At 71.8% G+C, this 19,266-nt stretch carries 18 protein-coding genes and 1 tRNA gene; 5 read left to right on the top strand and 14 right to left on the bottom strand.

The genetic code is table 11. The features are described 5' to 3' along the window. Positions 1-2: 2 nt before the first annotated feature. The 7 genes from Q3W68_RS25045 to Q3W68_RS25015 form a co-directional block, all read right to left on the bottom strand. The gene (locus Q3W68_RS25045) at positions 3-713 is read right to left on the bottom strand and encodes an ABC transporter ATP-binding protein (protein WP_302907780.1); all 711 of its coding nucleotides are present in this window, start codon (positions 711-713) and stop codon (positions 3-5) included. Next, the gene (locus tag Q3W68_RS25040) at positions 703-1,467 is read right to left on the bottom strand and encodes an ABC transporter ATP-binding protein (RefSeq protein WP_176722847.1); all 765 of its coding nucleotides are present in this window, start codon (positions 1,465-1,467) and stop codon (positions 703-705) included. Before Q3W68_RS25040 ends, Q3W68_RS25045 begins: the two co-directional genes overlap by 11 nt. A gap of 73 nt (positions 1,468-1,540) precedes the next feature. Further along, positions 1,541-2,680, bottom strand: a complete 1,140-nt coding sequence (locus tag Q3W68_RS25035; RefSeq protein WP_302907779.1) for a branched-chain amino acid ABC transporter permease — start codon at positions 2,678-2,680, stop codon at positions 1,541-1,543. After that, positions 2,677-3,627 carry a branched-chain amino acid ABC transporter permease gene (locus tag Q3W68_RS25030; protein WP_091420555.1) on the bottom strand — a complete coding sequence of 317 codons (951 nt, stop codon included), beginning with the start codon at positions 3,625-3,627 and terminating at the stop codon, positions 2,677-2,679. Before Q3W68_RS25030 ends, Q3W68_RS25035 begins: the two co-directional genes overlap by 4 nt. 105 nt (positions 3,628-3,732) lie before the next feature. Next, on the bottom strand, positions 3,733-4,893 hold the full coding sequence (locus tag Q3W68_RS25025) for a branched-chain amino acid ABC transporter substrate-binding protein (protein ID WP_302907778.1): 1,161 nt from the start codon (positions 4,891-4,893) through the stop codon (positions 3,733-3,735). A gap of 257 nt (positions 4,894-5,150) precedes the next feature. Further along, positions 5,151-6,359 carry a hypothetical protein gene (locus tag Q3W68_RS25020; RefSeq protein WP_302907777.1) on the bottom strand — a complete coding sequence of 403 codons (1,209 nt, stop codon included), beginning with the start codon at positions 6,357-6,359 and terminating at the stop codon, positions 5,151-5,153. 39 nt (positions 6,360-6,398) lie between these two features. After that, positions 6,399-7,019: an ANTAR domain-containing response regulator gene (locus tag Q3W68_RS25015; protein ID WP_013287522.1), complete on the bottom strand. Its 621-nt coding sequence runs from the start codon at positions 7,017-7,019 to the stop codon at positions 6,399-6,401. Positions 7,020-7,123: 104 nt separating this feature from the next. On the opposite strand from Q3W68_RS25015, the gene Q3W68_RS25010 reads away from it, so the two are divergent. Beyond that, positions 7,124-7,197 (top strand) — tRNA-Leu (locus Q3W68_RS25010). A gap of 35 nt (positions 7,198-7,232) precedes the next feature. Beyond that, a complete protein-coding gene (locus Q3W68_RS25005) occupies positions 7,233-7,982 on the top strand; it encodes a transcriptional regulator (protein ID WP_302907776.1) in 750 nt (249 codons plus the stop codon). A 36-nt stretch (positions 7,983-8,018) separates the two neighbouring features. Here the strand turns inward: Q3W68_RS25005 and Q3W68_RS25000 are convergent, their stop codons facing one another. Next, positions 8,019-9,194, bottom strand: coding sequence for a PLP-dependent aspartate aminotransferase family protein (locus tag Q3W68_RS25000; RefSeq protein ID WP_302907774.1), 1,176 nt, complete (start codon positions 9,192-9,194; stop codon positions 8,019-8,021). 83 nt (positions 9,195-9,277) lie between these two features. Here Q3W68_RS25000 and Q3W68_RS24995 point away from each other — a divergent pair, with 83 nt between their 5' ends. Continuing rightward, positions 9,278-9,757 carry an Lrp/AsnC family transcriptional regulator gene (locus tag Q3W68_RS24995; protein ID WP_047894721.1) on the top strand — a complete coding sequence of 160 codons (480 nt, stop codon included), beginning with the start codon at positions 9,278-9,280 and terminating at the stop codon, positions 9,755-9,757. Positions 9,758-9,791: 34 nt separating this feature from the next. Beyond that, positions 9,792-10,814, top strand: coding sequence for an LLM class flavin-dependent oxidoreductase (locus Q3W68_RS24990; RefSeq protein WP_135241225.1), 1,023 nt, complete (start codon positions 9,792-9,794; stop codon positions 10,812-10,814). 167 nt (positions 10,815-10,981) lie between these two features. On the opposite strand, the gene Q3W68_RS24985 is transcribed toward Q3W68_RS24990, so the two are convergent. The 6 genes from Q3W68_RS24985 to Q3W68_RS24960 form a co-directional block, all read right to left on the bottom strand. Next, complete coding sequence (locus Q3W68_RS24985; RefSeq protein ID WP_302907773.1) at positions 10,982-13,252, bottom strand: cellulose binding domain-containing protein; 2,271 nt, start codon at positions 13,250-13,252, stop codon at positions 10,982-10,984. Between the two features lie 207 nt (positions 13,253-13,459). Next, positions 13,460-14,482 carry a sulfite exporter TauE/SafE family protein gene (locus tag Q3W68_RS24980; RefSeq protein WP_302907772.1) on the bottom strand — a complete coding sequence of 341 codons (1,023 nt, stop codon included), beginning with the start codon at positions 14,480-14,482 and terminating at the stop codon, positions 13,460-13,462. 132 nt (positions 14,483-14,614) lie between these two features. After that, on the bottom strand, positions 14,615-15,082 hold the full coding sequence (locus tag Q3W68_RS24975; RefSeq protein ID WP_269704961.1) for an Rrf2 family transcriptional regulator: 468 nt from the start codon (positions 15,080-15,082) through the stop codon (positions 14,615-14,617). Between the two features lie 71 nt (positions 15,083-15,153). Further along, on the bottom strand, positions 15,154-16,023 hold the full coding sequence (locus tag Q3W68_RS24970) for an acyl-CoA thioesterase II (protein WP_302907938.1): 870 nt from the start codon (positions 16,021-16,023) through the stop codon (positions 15,154-15,156). Positions 16,024-16,087: 64 nt separating this feature from the next. Further along, on the bottom strand, positions 16,088-17,536 hold the full coding sequence (gene pyk / locus Q3W68_RS24965) for a pyruvate kinase (protein ID WP_302907771.1): 1,449 nt from the start codon (positions 17,534-17,536) through the stop codon (positions 16,088-16,090). A 278-nt stretch (positions 17,537-17,814) separates the two neighbouring features. Then, positions 17,815-18,180, bottom strand: a complete 366-nt coding sequence (locus tag Q3W68_RS24960; protein WP_013287532.1) for a YciI family protein — start codon at positions 18,178-18,180, stop codon at positions 17,815-17,817. Between the two features lie 164 nt (positions 18,181-18,344). Here Q3W68_RS24960 and Q3W68_RS24955 point away from each other — a divergent pair, with 164 nt between their 5' ends. Then, on the top strand, positions 18,345-19,211 hold the full coding sequence (locus Q3W68_RS24955) for an aldo/keto reductase (RefSeq protein WP_302907770.1): 867 nt from the start codon (positions 18,345-18,347) through the stop codon (positions 19,209-19,211). Positions 19,212-19,266 lie beyond the last annotated feature (55 nt).

The raw sequence follows: 19,266 nt of genomic DNA, 5'->3' as shown, positions 1-19,266 counted from the left end.
GGTCAGGCCACGCCGAGGTAGGCCTCTTTGACCGAGGGGTCGTGCAGCAGGTCCGCGCCGGTGCCGCTCTTGACGATCCGGCCGGTCTCCAGCACGTACGCCCGGTGGGCGCGCGCCAGCGCCTGCTGGGCGTTCTGCTCCACCAGCAGGATGGTGGTGCCCTGCTGGTTGATCTCCGTGATGATCGTGAAGATCTGCTGGATCAGCATCGGCGCGAGACCCATCGACGGCTCGTCGAGCAGCAGCAGCTTCGGCCGGCTCATCAGCGCCCGGCCGACCGCGAGCATCTGCTGCTCACCGCCGGAGAGCGTGCCGCCGGGCTGCTTGCGCCGCTCGGCCAGCCGCGGGAACAACTCCAGCACCCGGGCCAGGTCCTGCGCGATGCCGGCCTTGTCCCGCCGGGTGTACGCCCCCATGTCGAGGTTCTCCAGCACCGACATGCCGGGGAAGATGCCCCGGCCCTCGGGTGCCTGGCACAGCCCGCGCCGGACCCGCAGGTCGGCCCGGAGCTTGGTGATGTCCTCACCGGCGAACTTGATCGTGCCGGAGGCGACCGGCCGGATGCCGGAGATCGCCCGCATGGTGGTGGACTTGCCGGCGCCGTTCGCGCCGATCAGCGCGACGATCTCCCCCTCGTCCACGGTCAGGCTGATGCCGTGCAGCGCCTGGATCCGCCCGTAGAGCAGGCTCACGTCCTCGATCTCAAGCAGCATCGTCCGGCACCCCCAGGTACGCCGCGACCACCTTCGGGTTGTCCCGCACCTCGGCGGGCAGCCCTTCGGCGATCTTCTTTCCGAACTCCAGGACCACGATCCGGTCGGTCACACCCATCACCAGGCGCATGTCGTGCTCGATCAGCAGCACCGTCACGCCCTGGTCCCGGATCTGCCGGATGAGCTGGAGCAGCTCCTCCTTCTCCGCCGGGTTGAAGCCGGCGGCCGGCTCGTCCAGGCAGAGCAGCTTCGGATCGGTGGCCAGCGCGCGGGCGATCTCCAACCGCCGCTGCTCGCCGTAGGACAGGTTGCGGGCGAACTCGTGCATCCGGTTGCTGATGCCGACGAACTCCAGCAGGCGCTCGGCCTTCTCCCGGCCCTCGCGCTCCTCCTTCCAGTGCCGCGGCAGGCGCAGCAGGGCGGAGATCACGCTGGTCTTGTGGTGCGCGTCCGCGCCGACCTGGACGTTCTCCAGCGCGGTCATCTCCGGGAAGAGACGGATGTTCTGGAACGTACGGGCCATGCCCATCCGGGTGATCTGGTGGCGCTTCTTGCCACTGATCTTCTGGCCCAGGAACCGGATCTGTCCCTCGGTGGGCTGGTAGATGCCGGTCATCGCGTTGAAGCAGGTGGTCTTGCCGGCGCCGTTCGGGCCGATCAGACCGAGGATCTCGCCCTTGTAGAGGGTGAAGTCCACGTCGTTGAGGGCCACCACGCCGCCGAAGCGCAGCGTGACGTGGTCGACCTCAAGCAACGGCTCCCGCTTGTCGACCGCCTCGACGGCGGGGGCCGCCGCCTGGACCGGAACCTTCGGGTTCTGCTCGGTGTCACTCACCGACGATCACCTCCTTGCGGCGGTCCTTGAACTCCGCCGCTCGTCGCCGGTTCGGGATCAGGCCCTGCGGCCGGAAGATCATCATCACCACGAGCACCAGGCCGAAGAAGAGGAACCGGTACTCGTACAGCTCGATGCCGAACAGCTCGATGCCACGGAACCGCTCGATCATGTACGCCACCAGGCCGCCGCCGACGATCGCGCCGACGATGTTGCCCGAGCCGCCGAAGATGACAGCGGCCAGGATGATGATCGAGTTGAGCAGCTCGAAGTTCTGCGAGTTGACGAAGTTCTGCTTACCGGCGAACAGCGCGCCGGCCAGGCCGGCGATGGCCGCGCCGGAGGCGAACGCCCACAGCTTGAACTTGAACGTCGGCACGCCCATGAGCTGGGCGGCGTCCTCGTCCTCGCGGATCGAGATCCAGGCCCGGCCGACCCGGCTGTGGGTCAGGTTCCGCACCCCGATCACCACCAGGATGATCAGCGTGAGCACCAACCAGTAGTACGGGCGGGCGTCGAGCACGCCGAACCACGGCCGGCCGTCGGCGTACTGGCCGGGCGGGTGCGGGATCTGGTTGAAGCCGCGCTGTCCCTTGAGGAACTCGGAGCTGACCGCCGCGATCCGGATCATCTCGGCGAAGCCGAGCGTCACCAGCGCCAGGTAGTCGCCGCGCAGACGCAGCGTCGGCGTACCGAGCATGACGCCGGAGACCATGGTCAGGCCGATCGCGATCGGCACCACCACCAGCCACGGCCACAGCGTCTTGAGGTCACTGCTCGGCGAGGTCAGCACCGCGACCGTGTACGCGCCGACGGCGAAGAAGCCGAAGTAGCCGAGGTCGAGCAGGCCGGCGAAGCCGACCACGATGTTGAGGCCGACCGCCAGCAGCACGTAGATCGAGACCGTGAACATCACCTGGGTGAAGTTCGCTCCCGGGGTCGGGATCGGCCCGAGGTACTGGTAGAACTCCTTGTTCGGCAGCGCGTAGAAGAACGCGATGACCGCGCCCAGCAGCACCCAGCGAACCCAGCGCGGCGCGTGGTGCCAGCGCTCCGAGATCGCGTGCCGGCCCTGCCGCAGCTTGTCCGCCGCCGTCTCCCGCCGCTCCGGCGGGTCGATGGTGGTCGTCATGCGCGTGCCCTCCCCAGTGATTCGCCGAGCAGACCGGTCGGCCGGAACATCAGCAGGACGACCAGCACCGCGAACGCGGCGAAGTCCTTCCACTGACTGCCGAACAGGCCCGCGGCGTAGTTCTCCACGACGCCGAGCAGCAACCCGCCGACGAGCGCGCCGCGCAGGTTGCCGATACCGCCGAGCACCGCCGCGGTGAACGCCTTGAGGCCCAGCAGGAAGCCGACGCTGTAGGTGAGCGTCTGGATCCGCACGTCGTAGAGCAGGCCCGCGACGCCGGCCATGGTGCCACCGGCGATGAAGACCATCAGGATGATGCGGTCCTTGTTGACGCCCATCAGCGCCGCCGTGTTGGCGTCCTGGGCCACCGCCCGGATGCCGCGGCCGGTACGGCTGCGGTTGATGAACTGGTCCAGCGCGAACATCATCACCAGCGCGGAACCGATCGTGAGCAGCTGCACCGCGTCGATCGGCACCCCGGCGATGTGGAACAGCGGTTCCGAGCTGACCAGGATGGGCGCGCCCTCCGGCCGGCGCCGGGTGTAGACGCCGAACGCCTCGGAGATGGCGATCGAGGCGCCGATGGCGGTGATGAGGAACGCCAGCGGCGGCGCGTTGCGCTTGCGCAGCGGCCGGTACGCCACCCGTTCGATCACAGTCGCGGTGCCCGCCGAGGCGATGGCCGCCACGATCATCGCGACCAGCAGGTAGAACAGGATCGAGCCGATGCCGCTGACCTGCGAGTTCTGGTCGAGTCCGAAGCCGTTCCAGGTCCAGATCGCGGCGAACGCGCCGGCGATGAAGACCTCGGAGTGGGCGAAGTTGATGAGCCTTAGCACGCCGTACACGAGCGTGTAGCCGAGCGCGACCAGGGCGTAGATGGCGCCCTGCGTCAAGCCGGTCGTGGTGAGTTCCCCGAAGTTGGAGAACAATCCGTCGAAGTCCAAGGGAGGGACGCTCCGTCGCTCAAGAGAAAAAGAGGGTGCGGCCGGGAGCCAGCTCCCGGCCGCACCCGCGATCACTACTCAATCGCCAGTCCAGCGATCGAACGCTCAGGACTTGGGGATCTCCTGGTCCGGGACGACCTTGCCGCCCTGCACCTTGAACGCCCAGACCTTGACCTGCGCCGGGTCGAGCTCGCCGCCCTCGACGAACTTGTAGCTGGCGGCAACGCCCTCGCCGCTGTAGCCCTTCACGAACTCCAGCAGGTCGGCGCGGGTGCTCTTGCCGGCCTTGATGCCAGCGAGCAGGATGTTCGCCGCGTCGAAGGCGGTGTCGCTGTAGGTGCCCGGCTCGGTGCCGTTGAGCGCCTTGAAGTCGGCGGCGAAGGTGCCGCGCGCCTCGGTGGACGGAGCGCAGGGGCAGGTGAGGATGGTGCCCTCGGCGGCGGCCGCACCGGCGGAGGTGATGTACGCGCCGTCGTTCACGCCGTCACCGGCGACCAGCGGGGCGGTGACACCGGCAGCGGTGAGCTGCTTACGGATCAGGCCGGCCTCCTGGTAGTAGCCGCCGTAGAAGACCGCCTTCACGTTGGCGGCCTTGACCTTGGTGACCACACCGGAGAACTCGGTCTGCTTGCCCTCGCCCTGGACCTTGTCGCTGCCCACGACCGAGGCGCCGAGAACCTTCTTGACCTCGTCGGCCAGGCCGGCGCCGTACGCGGACTGGTCGTCGATGACGTAGACCCGGTCGGCCTTCATCACGTTCTTGATGTAGTTACCGGCGGCGGGGCCCTGGCTCAGGTCGTTGCCGACCGCGCGGAAGAACGTCTTCCAGCCCTGCTCGGCGAGGCTGGGACGGGTCGCGGAGGGGGTGATGGTGACCAGGCCGGCCTCGTTGAACAGCGGGCCGGCGGCCTCGGACTCGCCCGAGTAGGCCGGACCCACGACGCCCAGGATCTTGGTGTCGTCGATCGCCTTCTGGGCCAGACCCGGCGCCTGGTCCGGGCTGCCCTGCGAGTCGAGCTCGGCAAGCTCCACCTTGCAGTCCGGGTTCTCCTTGTTGTACTTGTCGACGGCCAGCTTGACGCCGTTCTTCTCGTTGATGCCCAGCGCGGCCGAGCTACCGGTCAGCGCGCCGAAGAAAGCGATCTTGCTCCCGCAGGCGCTGCCCCCGGAACCCTCATCGTCGCTGCCGCTGGAACAAGCGGTGCCACCGGCGACGAGCGCCAGCATGGCGACCCCGCCGATCACGCGTGCGAGCTTCTGCCTCAAGGCCCGAACCCTCCTCCGTCCATGATCCGAACCACCCGCCGCTGATTGGCCCTTGCGGGGTGGACGAACCAAGACCGTCGTCGCCGGTCTGGGCCGGGACGTTATCCCACCGTGAGCGGTGGCGTAAGACCTGGAAAGCGGGGTTGACCGAACCGTTACACGCCGTGGCGGATTCAAGCCCATCGGCGTAAGAACCGAAGGCAGGCAAAGGCTTTCACCGACTATTCGGTGGTAACGGGCCATTCGTCCACCACCCGCTACCGATCGATCTCCGGAACCACCCCCCACCAGGCCTGGGACCTCACTCCACCGTCGGTGACCGCGAGCAGCACCTCGCCGTGGACGGCCACCACCATCGCGGTGTCGCCCCCGTCCGGCATCGACACCGGCGTGATCACCGGACGCCACGAGACACCGCTGTCGCGAGACGTCCAGAGCCCCCGTTGCGCCCCGTCCCCCGTCACCGCGACCAGCCGCCGACCCGACGCCGCGAGCGAGTCCACCGACAGCACCCCGGGTCCAGCCGCACCGAACCCGCCGACCCGCTGCCACACGTCCGCCGGCCCGGACGGCTGCGGGCCACAGCCGGCGCACGCGCGCCACACCGCGAAACCGTCGCCCACCGGACCCACCGCCACCGGCCCGCCGTCGAGCTGCGCCACCCGCTCCGCCGCCCCTCCCGCGCCCTCCGGCACCGGCAACACCGCCCGCCGCCACACCCGGCCGTCGGCGGACGACCAGGCCAGCGGCATCCGGGCCGCACCTCCGGGCGGCAGCAGCGACCCGACGGCCACCCACCCGGACCCCACAGCGGCGACGTCGTACGCCGCCGTCCGGCCCCGGCCGTCGCCGGCCAGCCCCGGGACCGCCTCGCGCAGGACGAACCCCTCGGCGTCCGGCGACGTCCACACCGCCGCACCCTCGGCCCGCGCCCCGGCGATCAGCCAGCCGCCCGGCCCCGCCGCCAGTCGCGACGCGCTCACCGCTCGCGGACCGCCGAACAGCTCGAACGACGCCGGCACCTCGCGCAACGGCCCGCCCGGCCGCCACACCCACGTTCCGGTACGCGGATTGCCGTGCACACCGCCGGCCTTCGCGCCCAGCGCCGCCATGCCGTCGTCCCGGCAGGCGACCGCGTAGAGCACATGCTGACGGCCGTAGAACGTCCGCGCCCGCACCGGAATCGGTGCCCAGGTCGCGCCGTCCGAACTGAACCAGGCCGCCGGCCGGGTCTCCCCCGCCTGGTCGACGAGCCCGCCCACCGCGTACCACCGGTCGGGGCAGCGCGCGACGTCGCGCGGCACCGGACGCCCTGTGGCGCCGACCGGAGGGGGCAGCTCCGCGACCCGCCAGTCCGGACGCACCGGAACCGGCTCGGCAGGCGGATCCGGGGCGTCACGGCAGGCCGCGAGCAGCAGCACGGCGGCCACAGCGACGAGCACCGGCCGGACGCGCACGGAGAACATGCATCCGATCCTATCGATCGGACGCCTCCCCCAGGGTGGTCAGGACGCGGGCTGCTCCACCTCGCCGCCGGCGGTCTCGGCGAGGATCCGCTCGGCGACCTCCTTCATGGTCATCCGGTGGTCCATCGCGGTGCGCTGGATCCACTTGAACGCCTGCGGCTCGGTCATCCCGTACGTGGTCATCAGCGCGCCCTTGGCGCGCTCGACGGTCTTGCGGATCTCCAGCCGGTCGGTGAGGCCGGCGACCTCCGACTCCAGCGCGGCGATCTCGGAGTAGCGGGACAGCGCGATCTCCACCGCCGGCACCAGGTCGCTCTTCTGGAACGGCTTGACCAGGTACGCCATCGCGCCCGCCGCCCGCGCCCGCTCCACCAGGTCACGCTGGCTGAACGCGGTCAGGATGATCACCGGGGCGATGCGCGCGCCGGCGATCCGCTCGGCGGCGGCCAGCCCGTCCATGATCGGCATCTTGATGTCGAGGATGACCAGATCCGGCTTGAGTTCCTCGGCGAGTTTGACGGCAGTCTCGCCGTCACCGGCCTCGCCGACCACCTCGTAGCCCTCTTCGACGAGCATCTCGGCCAGGTCCAGCCGGATGAGCGCCTCGTCCTCGGCGATCAGAACGCGCTTGCGCTCGGCGTCCGCCTGCATCTCGCCCACGAGCCACTCCCACCGGTTCGAGCCCGACACCCGCCCTGCCGGGTGTCGCCGCCCCTAGCGTAGTGGGTAACCTATGGCACGACGCGAGAGCGTCGCGCGAGCCTGTCCCCGTATTCCAACCGGTAGAGAAACGGAGCTCAAACCTCCGACAGTGTGGGTTCGAATCCCACCGGGGACACCGAAACTGTCGTACGCCCGTTCGAAGATGTCCTCGTGCACCCACCCGAGATTCGCGCTCGCGCACGTCAGGCCTTCCTGTCCGGGGCGACCGTCGCGGAGGCGGCCCGCGCCGTCGGCCTCAACTACCGCACCGTCTGGCACTGGTGCCGAGACCGCCCGACCGCCGCCGTTCTGGGCACCGCACTCCGGTGTTTCCGCTGCCGCGACGATGTCCGCGTTCCGACAGATCCGACGGCGTACGCCTACCTCCTCGGTCTTTATCTGGGCGACGGGCATCTCGTGACCAGAGCGCGGGTGCCGGTGCTCCGAATCTCCTGCAGTGACAGCTGGCCCGGTCTGATCGAGGCATGCGACGACGCCATGCGACGAGTCCTGGCGGACAAGGTGCAGCGCGTGCGGCATCCGGGGTGCGTCAGCGTGCAGAGCTACGGCAAGCACTGGCCCTGCCTGCTCCCGCAGCACGGCCCTGGCAAGAAGCACCAGCGCCCGATCGTCCTGACCGACTGGCAGCGCCCCGTCGTCGAGGCCCAGGCGGGCGACTTCCTGCGCGGTCTCTTCCACTCCGACGGGTGCCGCTTCGCCAACCGGGTCGTTGTCCGGGGCAAGGAGTACGTCTATCCCCGTTACATGTTCAACAACGAGTCGGCCGACATCATGGGCCTCTGCCAGCAGGCCCTCGATCGGCTCGGCATCGCCTGGCGGATGAACCGCCGCAACTCCCTCTCGGTGGCCCGCCGGGAAGCCGTAGCCGCCCTCGACCGGCACGTCGGCCCGAAGTCGTGACCGGACGACACCGCGGACGGGGGCGACCGGCCGCCGTCAGATCCGCGCCAGCGCCCGGGCGAGATCCGCCCGCAGGTCCTCCGGGTCCTCCAGGCCGACCGAGACGCGCAGCAGCCCGCCGCACGGCTTGGCGTCGCCCTCGACCGGCCGGTGGGTGAGCGAGGCCGGGTGCTGGATCAGCGTGTCGACGCCGCCGAGCGACACGGCGTGCGTGATCAGCTCGCAGGCGCCGGCGACCTCGGCCGCGGCGGGCGCGCCGCCGCGTACCTCGAAGGCGAGCAGGCTGCCCGTGCCGGACATCTGACGGCCGACCAGCCCGGCCGGGTCGTGCAGCGACGGGTGGTGGACGCGCTCGACGGCGGGGTGGCCGGCGAGCCAGGCGGCGAGCTTCTCCGCGCCGGCCTGCTGGGCGCGGACCCGCAGCGGGAGGGTCTGGATGCCGCGGTGCAGCAGGTACGCGCCGAGCGGGTGCAGGACGGCGCCGGTCACGGCGCGCACCTGGCGCAGCCGGGCGGCCCACTCGGGTCCGCAGGCGACGACGCCGGCGAGCACGTCGCCGTGGCCGCCGATGCTCTTGGTGGCGCTGTGCAGCACGAGCGCGGCGCCGTGGCGGGCGGGCTGCTGGAGCACCGGGGTGGCGACCGTGTTGTCGACGAGCAGCGGGACGTCACCGGCGGCGTCGGCGAGCGCGGCGATGTCGACCAGGTCGAGGCTGGGGTTGGCCGGCGTCTCGACCACGACCAGGGCGGTGTCGGGGCGGATCGCGGCGGCCACGTCGGCGGGCGCGGCCCAGGTGACTGTGGTGCCCAGCAGGCCGGTGGCGAGGACGTGGTCGGTGCCGCCGTAGAGGGGCCGGACGGCGACGACGTGGCGCTTGCCGTCGCGGGTGGCGGCGAGCAGGGTGGCGGTGAGCGCGGCCATGCCGCTGGCGAACGCGACGGCCTCGGCGGTGCCTTCGAGCTCGGCGAGCGCGGTCTCGAACCGGGCCACAGTGGGGTTCCAGAGGCGCTGGTAGACGGCGCTGCCGCCGGCCGGGAGCGTGCCGCCGGTGGCGAGCGTCTCGTAGTCGTCACCGCCGCCGGCGACCGAGGGCAGCGGGTTGGTGGTGGAGAGATCGATGGGCGGGACGTGGACGCCGAGCCCGGCGAGGTCGGCGCGCCCGGCGTGTACGGCTGCGGTGTCCACGGAAGTCATGCCGGAAGCGTCGAACATGACGACACTGTGAGGCAATAGCACCGAACAAGATTCTGGCAATCACGCTTTCCCCCGGCGGTGATTCGGTGGAGGATGGTCGCATGCCTGCCGCACCGAATGATGTACGGCCGTTCGCCGGCCTGGACGACACCGACCGCGCGATCCTCACCGAGCTGGCGGCCGACGGCCGGCTGCCGAACAACGCGCTCGCCGAGCGGGTCGGGGTGGCGCCGTCGACGTGCCTGACGCGTACGCGGGCGCTGCGCGAGTGCGGGGCGATCCGGGGGTTCCACGCCGAGGTGGACCCGGCGGCGGTGGGTCTGCCGTTGCAGGCGCTGGTCTCGGTGCGGCTGACCGCGCACGAGCGGGCGGCTGTGGACGCGTTCCGGGCCCGGTCGGTGCGGCTGCCAGGGGTGGTGTCGGTGTTCCACGTGGCGGGCGCGGAGGACTACGTGCTGCACGTCCGGGCCGCCTCCGGCGACGCGCTGCGGGACTTCGTCCTCGACCATCTCGCAGTGGATCCGGCGGTGCAGCACACGCAGACCAGCCTGATCTTCGAGCAGGCCCGGGGTATGGGGTAGCGCACCCGGCGGAACAATTCCGGCACGTCGCCTGTTGCACCACGCTGTGATCGACGTACCCATGTCTGTTCTTGACCTTGCCCCGGTGGCAGCGACCGGCAGTGCCGGCGAGGCGCTGCGGTACACCACGGAGCTGGCCCGCCGCACCGAGGAGCTGGGCTACCGCCGGTTCTGGGTGGCCGAGCACCACAACATGCCCGCCATCGCGAGTTCCGCGCCGGCGGTGCTGCTCGCGCACCTGGCGGCGAACACCAGCACGATCCGGCTCGGCTCGGGCGGGGTGATGCTGCCCAACCACGCGCCGCTGGTGGTGGCCGAGCAGTTCGGCACGCTGGAGGCGCTGCACCCGGGGCGGATCGACCTGGGTATCGGCCGGGCGCCGGGCACCGACCAGGTGACTGCGCTGGCGCTGCGCCGCACCATGGAGGGCCTGTCCGCCGAGCACTTCCCGCGTGAGCTGGCCGACCTGATGAACTACTTCTCCGGCGCGGAGCCGGGCCCGATCACCGCGACGCCGGGCCGCGGCCAGTCGCCGCAGGTGTGGCTACTCGGGTCCAGCGGGTTCAGCGCGCAGCTCGCCGGTCTGCTCGGGCTGCCGTTCTCGTTCGCGCACCACTTCAGTTCGCAGAACACGATTCCGGCGTTGCAGCTCTACCGGCAGAACTTCCGGCCGTCGCAGTGGCTGGACCGGCCGTACGCGATGGTGGCTGTGAACGCGGTCTGCGCGGAGACCGACGAGCGGGCTGAATGGCTGGCCGGGCCGTCCGGGCTGTCGTTCCTGAAGCTGCGGTCGGGCCGGCCGGAGCCGCTGGTCACGCCGGAGGAGGCGGCGGCGTACCCGTACTCGGAGTTCGAGCGGGAGTTCGTCGCCCAGCGCCGCGACGGCCAGGCGACCGGCTCGCCGGAGACGGTGGCCCGGCAGCTCGGCGAACTGCTGGAGCGCACCGGCGCGGACGAGTTGATGCTCACCACGATGGTCTACGACGTGGCCGACCGGGTCCGCTCGTTCGAGCTGATCGCCGAGAAGGTGGCGGGCGGTCTGCGCCGGGAGGGCTGAAACACGCTCTTCATAGCCACGTCACCGCACCGTCGCGCAGGACGCATAACTTAGTCCCCGGTGGTGGTACGGCATTCCCGGTCGGGACGGGTCGGGAATGCTGCGGTGTGGTGCACCGGGTCGCCGGCGGAGCGGATTCCGCGGCCGGCGACCCGGTGCCTGCCGTTTCAGCGCAGGTAGATGTTCGGCGCGGGCGGGGTGCTCATGCCGTCGCCGAGGAAGAAGCCGGGGTGCGGCGGCTGGTTGTAGGCGGTGTTCTGCCAGGCCACCGCCACCCGGTACTGCGGGTCGTGCATCAGCGTCGGCAGGCGCAGGCCGGTGGTCACAGGCGTGCTGTAGATCCGTAGCGCGGTGCCGTCGGAGGTGCGCCAGACGACCTCCTCGCGCCAGTCGCCGAGCAGGTCGGCCGAGAGCGCCGGGGTGGACTTGGTGCCGTTGTTCGAGGCGACGCCACTGCCGGTGAGCAGCCGCGTCTCGCCGCCGGTGCCGTACTTGTCGATCTTCGTGGCGTCGAGCAGCTCCCGGACCGGGTCGCCGTCCCACCAGATCAGGAAGTTCGCCGACGACGGTTTGCGCCCGACGTTCTGCCCCCTGGTGTTGAGCAGCCCGTCGACAGCCGACGACCAGGACTCCGCACCCGGGCTGCCGGCCCAGACGTCGGCGGAGACGCCCCGGCCGTTGTCGCCGCTGGGCGCGGTCTGCCAGATGATCTGCCCGGTGCGCGCGTCGGCCATCCAGGAGCTGGGCTTGCTGCCGTCCTCGTCGACCTTGAACACCTCCAGGCCCGAGCGGGCGGGGTCGAGGTCGCCGACGTGCAGGGCGTCGCCGTGGCCGTTGCCGGTGGAGTACAGCAGCCGGCCGTTGTCGTCGATGGTGGCGGCGCCGTACACGATCTCCTGGCGGCCGTCGTTGTCGACGTCGGCCACGGAGAGCTGGTGGTTGCCCTGGCCGGCGGCGGCGCCGTTGCCGGAGGCGTTCGAGTCGAACGTCCAGCGCTTGCGCAGCGTGCCGTCGCGGAAGTCCCAGGCCGCGACGACGGCCCGGGTGTAGTAGCCGCGCGCCATGATCAGTGAGGGCCGCTGCCCGTCCAGGTACGCGGTGCCGGCCAGGAACCGGTCGACCCGGTTGCCGTACGAGTCACCCCAGGAGGAGACGGTGCCGCGCGGCGGGTCGTAGTCGACAGTGGACACCGCTGCGCCGGTGCGGCCGTCGAACATGGTCAGGTACTCCGGACCGGCGAGCACGTAGCCGCTGGAGTTGCGGTGGTCGGCCGAGCCGTTGCCGATCACCTGGCCGGTGCCGGAGCGGGTGCCGTCGGCGGTCTTCATGGCCACCTCGGCGTCACCGTCGCCGTCGTAGTCGTACACCTGGAACTGGGTGTAGTGGGCGCCGGCGCGGATGTTGCGGCCGAGGTCGATGCGCCACAGCCGGGTGCCGGTCAGCGTGTACGCGTCGACGTAGACGTTGCCGGTGTAGCCGGACTGGGAGTTGTCCTTGGCGTTCGACGGATCCCACTTGAGCACGAACTCGTAGCGGCCGTCGCCGTCGAGGTCACCGACGCTCGCGTCGTTCGCGGAGTAGCTGTACCCCTCCCCGGACGGGGTGGTGCCGCCGGGCGGCGGCTGGATCGGCACGTCCAGGTAACCGTTGGCGAACTGGAGCGCCGGGGCGGACGCCGCCTGCTCGGCGCCGTCCACCACGGCCCGCACGGTGTACGCCGACCCGGCCGCCGCGCCGCTGTCCAGGTACGCGGTGGCGCCGGTGATGGGGCTGCCGTTGACCTTGGTGCCGCCCCGGTAGAGGTTGAACGCCACACCGGTGGTCTCGGTGCCGAGCAGCCGCCAGGAGACCAGGTTCCCGCTGCCGGAGCGGACACTGATCAGCCCTCGGTCGAGGTCCTCCATCTGCTTCGCACCGGCCGGCGGGGTGGTCGGCGGTGGCGTCGTGGTGGGCGGTGGCGTGCTGGGCGGCGGTGTCGACGGTGGCGGTGTCGACGGCGGCGGGGTGGTGGACGGCGCGCCGGTGCAGGTGGTGCCGTTGAGCGTGAACGCGGCCGGGACCGGGTTCGCCGCGTTGTTCCACGATCCGTTGAAGCCGAAGTTCGCGGTGCCGCCGGTGCCGAGGGCCGCGTTGTAGCCGGCGTCGCGGGCGCTCACCTGCGTGCCGGACTGGCTGACCGTGGCGTTCCACGCCTGGACGACCTGCTGGCCGGCGGCGAAGCTCCAGCCGAGGGTCCAGCCGTTGACCGGGTCGCCGAGGTTGGTCACTGTCACGTCGGCGCCGAAACCGCCGCTCCACTGGTTGGTGATCCGGTAGTCGACCCGGCAGGCGGCGGCCGCCGCCGCGGCGGTCATCGTGGTGAGCGCGCCGGCCGACAGGGTGACCGCCGAGGCCGCGGCGAGCAGCGCGATCCGGCGGCGAGGGGTGGTGGGGTGCACGGGAATGCCTTTCGCGGAGGTCAGGCACGCGACGAGGGCCGGTCTGCCCGGACCGGCGGCTACGTGCAGTGACGCGACGGCGACGTCAACACATCGACGTCGGTGATTCGGCTCCGCGCTCCGTCAGCCTAGGTCACCCCCGGCACGCCCACAAGCGCCGGGCTCAGCGAGCACGGCGCGCGGGTGCGGCCCGGGAAGCCTGGAGGTTCAGCTTTCGACGGCGGCGGCGAGCTTCCGCGACTCGGCGGCCTCGGACTCCCCCGGCGCCCCGGACTCACCCGGCTTGGCGAACTCCCCCGACTCCGCCGACGCGGCCGGCTCTCCCGCCGGAGCAGGGCCGGCGGCGAGGGCCGCGTCGACTGTGGCGCGGGCCCGGCGGGTACGGCGCAGCGCGCGCACCGCCAGCCCGACGGCGACCAGCCAGGCGGCGCCGAGCAGCGCGTACACCAGCACCGGCACAGAGCCGCCCACACCGCCGGCGCTCAGCAGCGTGCGGGCGTTGGTCAGCACGATCACGCCGCCGATCACGGCGCCGAGCAGCTGGGCGGGGACGATCCGGACCAGCCACGCCGCGATGGGCGCGGCGATCAGGCCACCGACCAGGAGCGCGGCCACAGTGGGCAGCAGGAAGCCCTCGGAGCCCAGGCCGATGAGGAAGCCGACGCTGGCCGCGCCGGCCACCACGAACTCGGAGGTGTCCACCGAGCCGATGACCTTGCGGGGTTCCATCCGGCCGGAGACCAGCAGCGCCGGGGTGGCGACCGGTCCCCAGCCACCGCCGCCGGTGGCGTCGACGAAGCCGGCGACCAGACCGAGCGGGGCGAGGAAGCGGCTGCGCAGCCGGCCGGCGGCGCGGTTGGCGCGCAACGGCCGAGAGAACCGCACCAGCAGGTACGCGCCGAGCGTGAACAGGATGGCGGCCATCCACGGCGCCGCCGCCTCGGTGGAGATCGAACTGAGGAACGTGGCCCCGGCGAACGCGCCGATCGCGCCGGGCAGCGCGATCCGGCCGACCACCTTCCAGTCGACGTTGCCGAAACGCCAGTGCGAGACGCCCGCGGCGAGCGTGGTGCCGATCTCGGCCAGGTGCACCGAGGCGGACGCGGCGGCCGGCGCCACGCCGGCGAACAGGAGAAGCGTCGAGGAGGTCAGCCCGTACGCCATGCCGAGCGCGCCGTCGACGAGTTGCGCGGCGAGCCCGACGAGGGCGAGGACCAGCAGCTTGCGCACGAGCGCCCCCTGACTTTTCGGTATCTCCTATCAACTTGGTCGACAATGCGGCACGGAGGCACCCCGGGTCAAGTCCTCCATCCGGTTGGTAGGAGACGCCGGACGGTGTGCCGGGGTGTGCGGAAGCTGCCGTCAGCTCCAGGCGCGCGGGTCGGCGGCCAGCTCGTTGACCCGGCCGGGCAGCGCGCCGGCGGCCACGTCGGCGATGGTGACCAGTTCGAGGATCTCCCGCTCGCTGGCCCGCAGCGCGATCCAGACGTCCTGCAACGCGCGGGCCGCGCCCTGGTAGCCGAGCTGCTCCGGCCGCTGCCCGCGTACGTGGGCGAGCGGACCGTCGATCACGCGGATCACCTCGGCCAGGGAGATCTCCCCGGCCGGCCGGGCCAGCCAGTAGCCGCCCTCGGGGCCACGCTGGGCGTGCACGATGCCGCCCCGGCGCAGTTGCAGCAGGATGCTCTCCAGGAACTTCGGCGGGATGTCCTGCGCGCGGGCGATCTGCTCGGCGGTCACCGGGCGGCTCCGCTCGGCGGTCCCGTCCGCGACGGAGGCCAGCTCGGCGGCCGCGCGAAGGGCATAGTCGACCCGAGCGGAGAGACGCATACGGCCAGGTTAGTCCGCTGTGGCGGGGACCTGTCGCCCGACCCGCGCCCGGACGATCACCGGCCGGGCGGTCAGCCGCCGACGCGCCGCAGCAGCCCTTCCTGGACGGCGCTGGCGATGTGCCGCCCGTCCGTGGTGAACATCCGGCCGGTGGCCAGACCACGGGCGCCGGATGCGGACGGGCTCCAGCAGTCGTACAGGAACCACTCGTCGGCGCGGAACGACCTGTGGAACCACAGCGCGTGGTCGAGGCTCGCGCCCACCACGCCGCCCGGCCCCCACACCTCGCCGTGCACCGAGAGCACCGAGTCCAGCAGCGTCAGGTCGGAGGCGTACGTGAGGGCGCACGCGTGCAGCAGCGGATCGTCCGGCAGCTTGCCGTCCAGGCGCATCCACACCCGCTGGTGTGGTTCGGCCGGGCGGTCGCCGGGGCGGACCCAGCCGGGCTCGCCGACGTACCGCACGTCGATCGGGCGCGGGATCATCCCCCAGATGCCGAGCCGCTCCGGGTAGCGGGAGAGCCGGTCGGTCATGGTCGGCACGTCGTCCGGGCCGGGCACGTCCGGCGGGAGCGGGGCGTGGTGGTCCAGCCCCTCCTCCTGGCGCTGGAACGACGCCGACATGAAGAAGATCGGCTTGTCGTGCTGCAGCGCCACCGAGCGGCGCACCGAGAAGGACCGGCCGTCGCGGACGTTCTCCACCTGGTACTCGATCGGCTCGGCCGGGTCGCCGGGGCGCACGAAGTAGCCGTGCAGGGAGTGCACGGACCGCTCCGCGTCGACGGTGCGGCCGGCCGCGACCAGGGCCTGGCCGGCGACCTGCCCGCCGTAGACCCGCTGCGGGCCCACCTGCGGGCTCATCCCCCGGAAGGTCATCTCCCCGGTACGGGCGAGGTCGAGCACCTCCAGCAGCTGGTCGACCGCCGCCTGCCCGGTGGCCACACCGCTCACTGTGTCACCTTCGTTCGCGACTGCGGGGCTCGCAAACCCGGCTCACTCCTCGCGCTCACTGGAGGGCTCGCGCCGAAGCGGCGTCGACCAGCGAACCCAGCTGGTGCACGCGCAGCGTGTTGGTGGAGCCGGGGGTGCCGGGCGGGCTGCCCGCCACGATCACCACGTAGTCGCCCGGGTTGGCCCGGTTGAGGCCGAGCAGCGCCTGATCGACCTGGCGGAACATGTCGTCGGTGTGCTGGACGAACGGCATCAGGAACGTCTCCACGCCCCAGGACAGCGCGAGCTGGTTGCGCACCTCCGGCACCGGCGTGAAGGCCAGCAGCGGCAGGTCGCAGTGCAGCCGGGCCAGCCGCTTGACGGTGTCACCGGTCTGCGAGAACGCCACCATGGCCTTGGCGCCGATGGCCCGGGCGATGGAGGAGGCGGCGACGGTGAGCGCGCCGCCGTGCGTACGCGGGTCGTGCTGCAACCGGGGCACGGCGATCGAGCCGGCCTCGGTGGTGGTGACGATCTTCGCCATGGTGCTGACGGTGAGCACCGGGTACTTGCCGACGCTGGTCTCGCCGGAGAGCATCACCGCGTCCGCGCCGTCGAGCACCGCGTTCGCCACGTCGGAGGCCTCGGCGCGGGTCGGGCGGGAGTTCTCGATCATCGAGTCGAGCATCTGGGTGGCCACGATGACCGGCTTGGCGTTCTCCCGGCACAGCTGCACGGCACGCTTCTGCACCAGCGGCACCTGGTCCAGCGGCAGCTCGACGCCGAGGTCGCCGCGGGCGACCATGACCCCGTCGAAGGAGAGCACGATCGCCTCCAGGTGGTCGACCGCCTCCGGCTTCTCCACCTTGGCCAGGACCGGGCGGCGCACGCCCTCCTCGTCCATGATCGAGTGGACGAGCTTGATGTCCTCCGGCGAGCGGACGAAGGAGAGCGCGACCAGGTCGACACCGAGGCCGAGGGCGAAGCGCAGGTCCTCCGCGTCCTTGTCTGACAGGGCCGGGACGCTCACCGCGACGTTCGGCAGCGAGACGCCCTTGTTGTTGGAGACCGGTCCGCCCTCGGTGACCAGGCACCGGATGTCGTTGCCGGTGACGTCGCTGACCTCGACCGCGACCCGGCCGTCGTCGATCAGCAGCCGGTCGCCCGGCTTCACCTCCTGCGGCAGCTTGCGGTAGGTGCAGGAGACCCGCTCCTTGGTGCCCACCACCTCGTCGCCGGTGATCACGACCGAGTCGCCGGTGCGCCACTCGTGCGGGCCGTCGGCGAACTTGCCCAGGCGGATCTTGGGCCCCTGGAGGTCGGCGAGCACGGCGACCGGGCGGCCCGCCGCCTCGGCCGCCTCCCGGACCAGCCGGTAGACCGACTCGTGGTCGGCGTGACTGCCGTGGCTGAAGTTGAGCCTCGCCACGTTCATGCCCGCTTCGACGAGTCCGCGGATACGCTCCGGGGACGCGGTTGCGGGGCCGAGAGTACAGACGATCTTCGCGCGGCGTGTCACGCCCATCAGGCTAGTCTCTCCTCCGGATCGGCCTCCCGGCCGACCCCTTGCGAGCTGCGGAACAGTTGTCCAACGACGCGCGTCAACCGCGTGGGCGGGCGGTAGGCGTACCGCACCGGAACGTCGTGTGGCGGGCATCGGCGACCGCGCGGTGAGAAATCGTACCGCTCCCCGTCACGGACCGGCCGGGGGCACTGTGGGACCGCCGCGCCCGGCCGGCGGGCCGCGGGCCGGCACCGGGTACGCGGCAGCGCGCGGGGTCGTCGCAGGGGTGCGCGGGAGCCTCAGCTCTCCGTCTTGACCAGCGGGAACTCCAGCGAGCCGGCCGGGCAGAGGAAGGTGAGCACCTCGACCCGGTAGAGCCCGGCCTGCACCGCCGGGTCGGCCTCCATCACGCTGCGGACGTCGTCCACCGAGCCGGTCCGGGCCAGGCCGAAACCGATCGGCGGGTCGGGTTCCCGGGCCGGGCCGTCGACGGACCCGTCCACGAGCACGATGCCGCGCCGTTGCAGCGCCCGCATGTGCTGGAGGTGCTCGGCCTGCAGCCGCTGCACGGTCTCGTCGGGCAGGGCCCGCCCCGAGGGCCCCGGGTAGAGCACGATGCACTCGTACGTGTCCAGCGCGAAGTCGAGCCGTGGCGTCGCGGCCATGCGCACCTCCTGACCACCGTCCCGCCCAGCCTCCCACGGCGGCCCGGTGCGCCGGGGCCGCTCGCCGCAACTACCGGTGCTTCGCCGCCCCGATTCGGGGCATGTCCAGGTGTCGGGGCGCAGCACGGCCCCGCGAGGCACGAACGAGCACAGGAGGACCGCGAATGGCCACCAGCACCCAGCCCGCGAAGGCGTCGGGCAGCTACCGGATCGGTGGCGACCTGCCGGTCGACCGCCTCGGCTACGGGGCGATGCAGCTCACCGGCCCCGGCGTGTGGGGCGACCCGAAGGATCCGGCCGAGGCGGTGCGGGTGCTGCGCCGCGCGTACGAGCTGGGGGTCACGTTCATCGACACCGCCGACTCGTACGGGCCGTTCGTCAGCGAGCTGCTGATCCGCGAGGCGCTGCACCCGTACGCCGACGACCTGGTCATCGCGACGAAGGCCGGGCTGACCCGCTCCGGCCCGGACGACTGGCGGCCGGTGGGGCGCCCGGAGTACCTGCGCCAGCAGTGCGAGCTGAGCCTGCGTCACCTGGGCCTGGACTGCATCCCGCTCTACCAGCTGCACCGCATCGACGCGAAGGTGCCGCTGGCCGACCAGTTGGGCGAGCTGGCGCTGCTGCGGCAGGAGGGCAAGATCCGGCACATCGGGTTGTCCCAGGTCAGCGTCGAGGAGATCGAGGCGGCCCGGGCGCTCGCGCCGATCGTGTCCGTGCAGAACCTCTACAACCTGGCCGACCGCAGCGCGGAGGACGTGCTGGAGCACTGCGAGCACCACGACCTGGCGTTCATCCCGTGGTTCCCGATCGCCACCGGCAACCTGGCCCGGCCCGGCGGCCCGCTCGACGCGATCTCGACAGCGCACGGCGCCAGCCCGGCGCAGCTCGCGCTGGCCTGGCTGCTGCGCCGCTCGCCGGTGATGCTGCCGATCCCAGGCACGTCGTCGGTGGCGCACCTGGAGGAGAACGTGGCGGCGGCCGAGGTGCAGCTGACCGACGACGAGTTCGAGGCGCTGGCGAAGGCCGCCTGAGCCGGCCGACGCACCTCCGCCGACCGGCCCCTTTCGCGGAACGTGACCGGGCAAC

The organism is Micromonospora sp. C28ISP2-4, assembly GCF_030519385.1.
Classification (GTDB): domain Bacteria; phylum Actinomycetota; class Actinomycetes; order Mycobacteriales; family Micromonosporaceae; genus Micromonospora; species Micromonospora tulbaghiae.
This window is presented reverse-complemented; position numbering and strand designations above follow the sequence as displayed.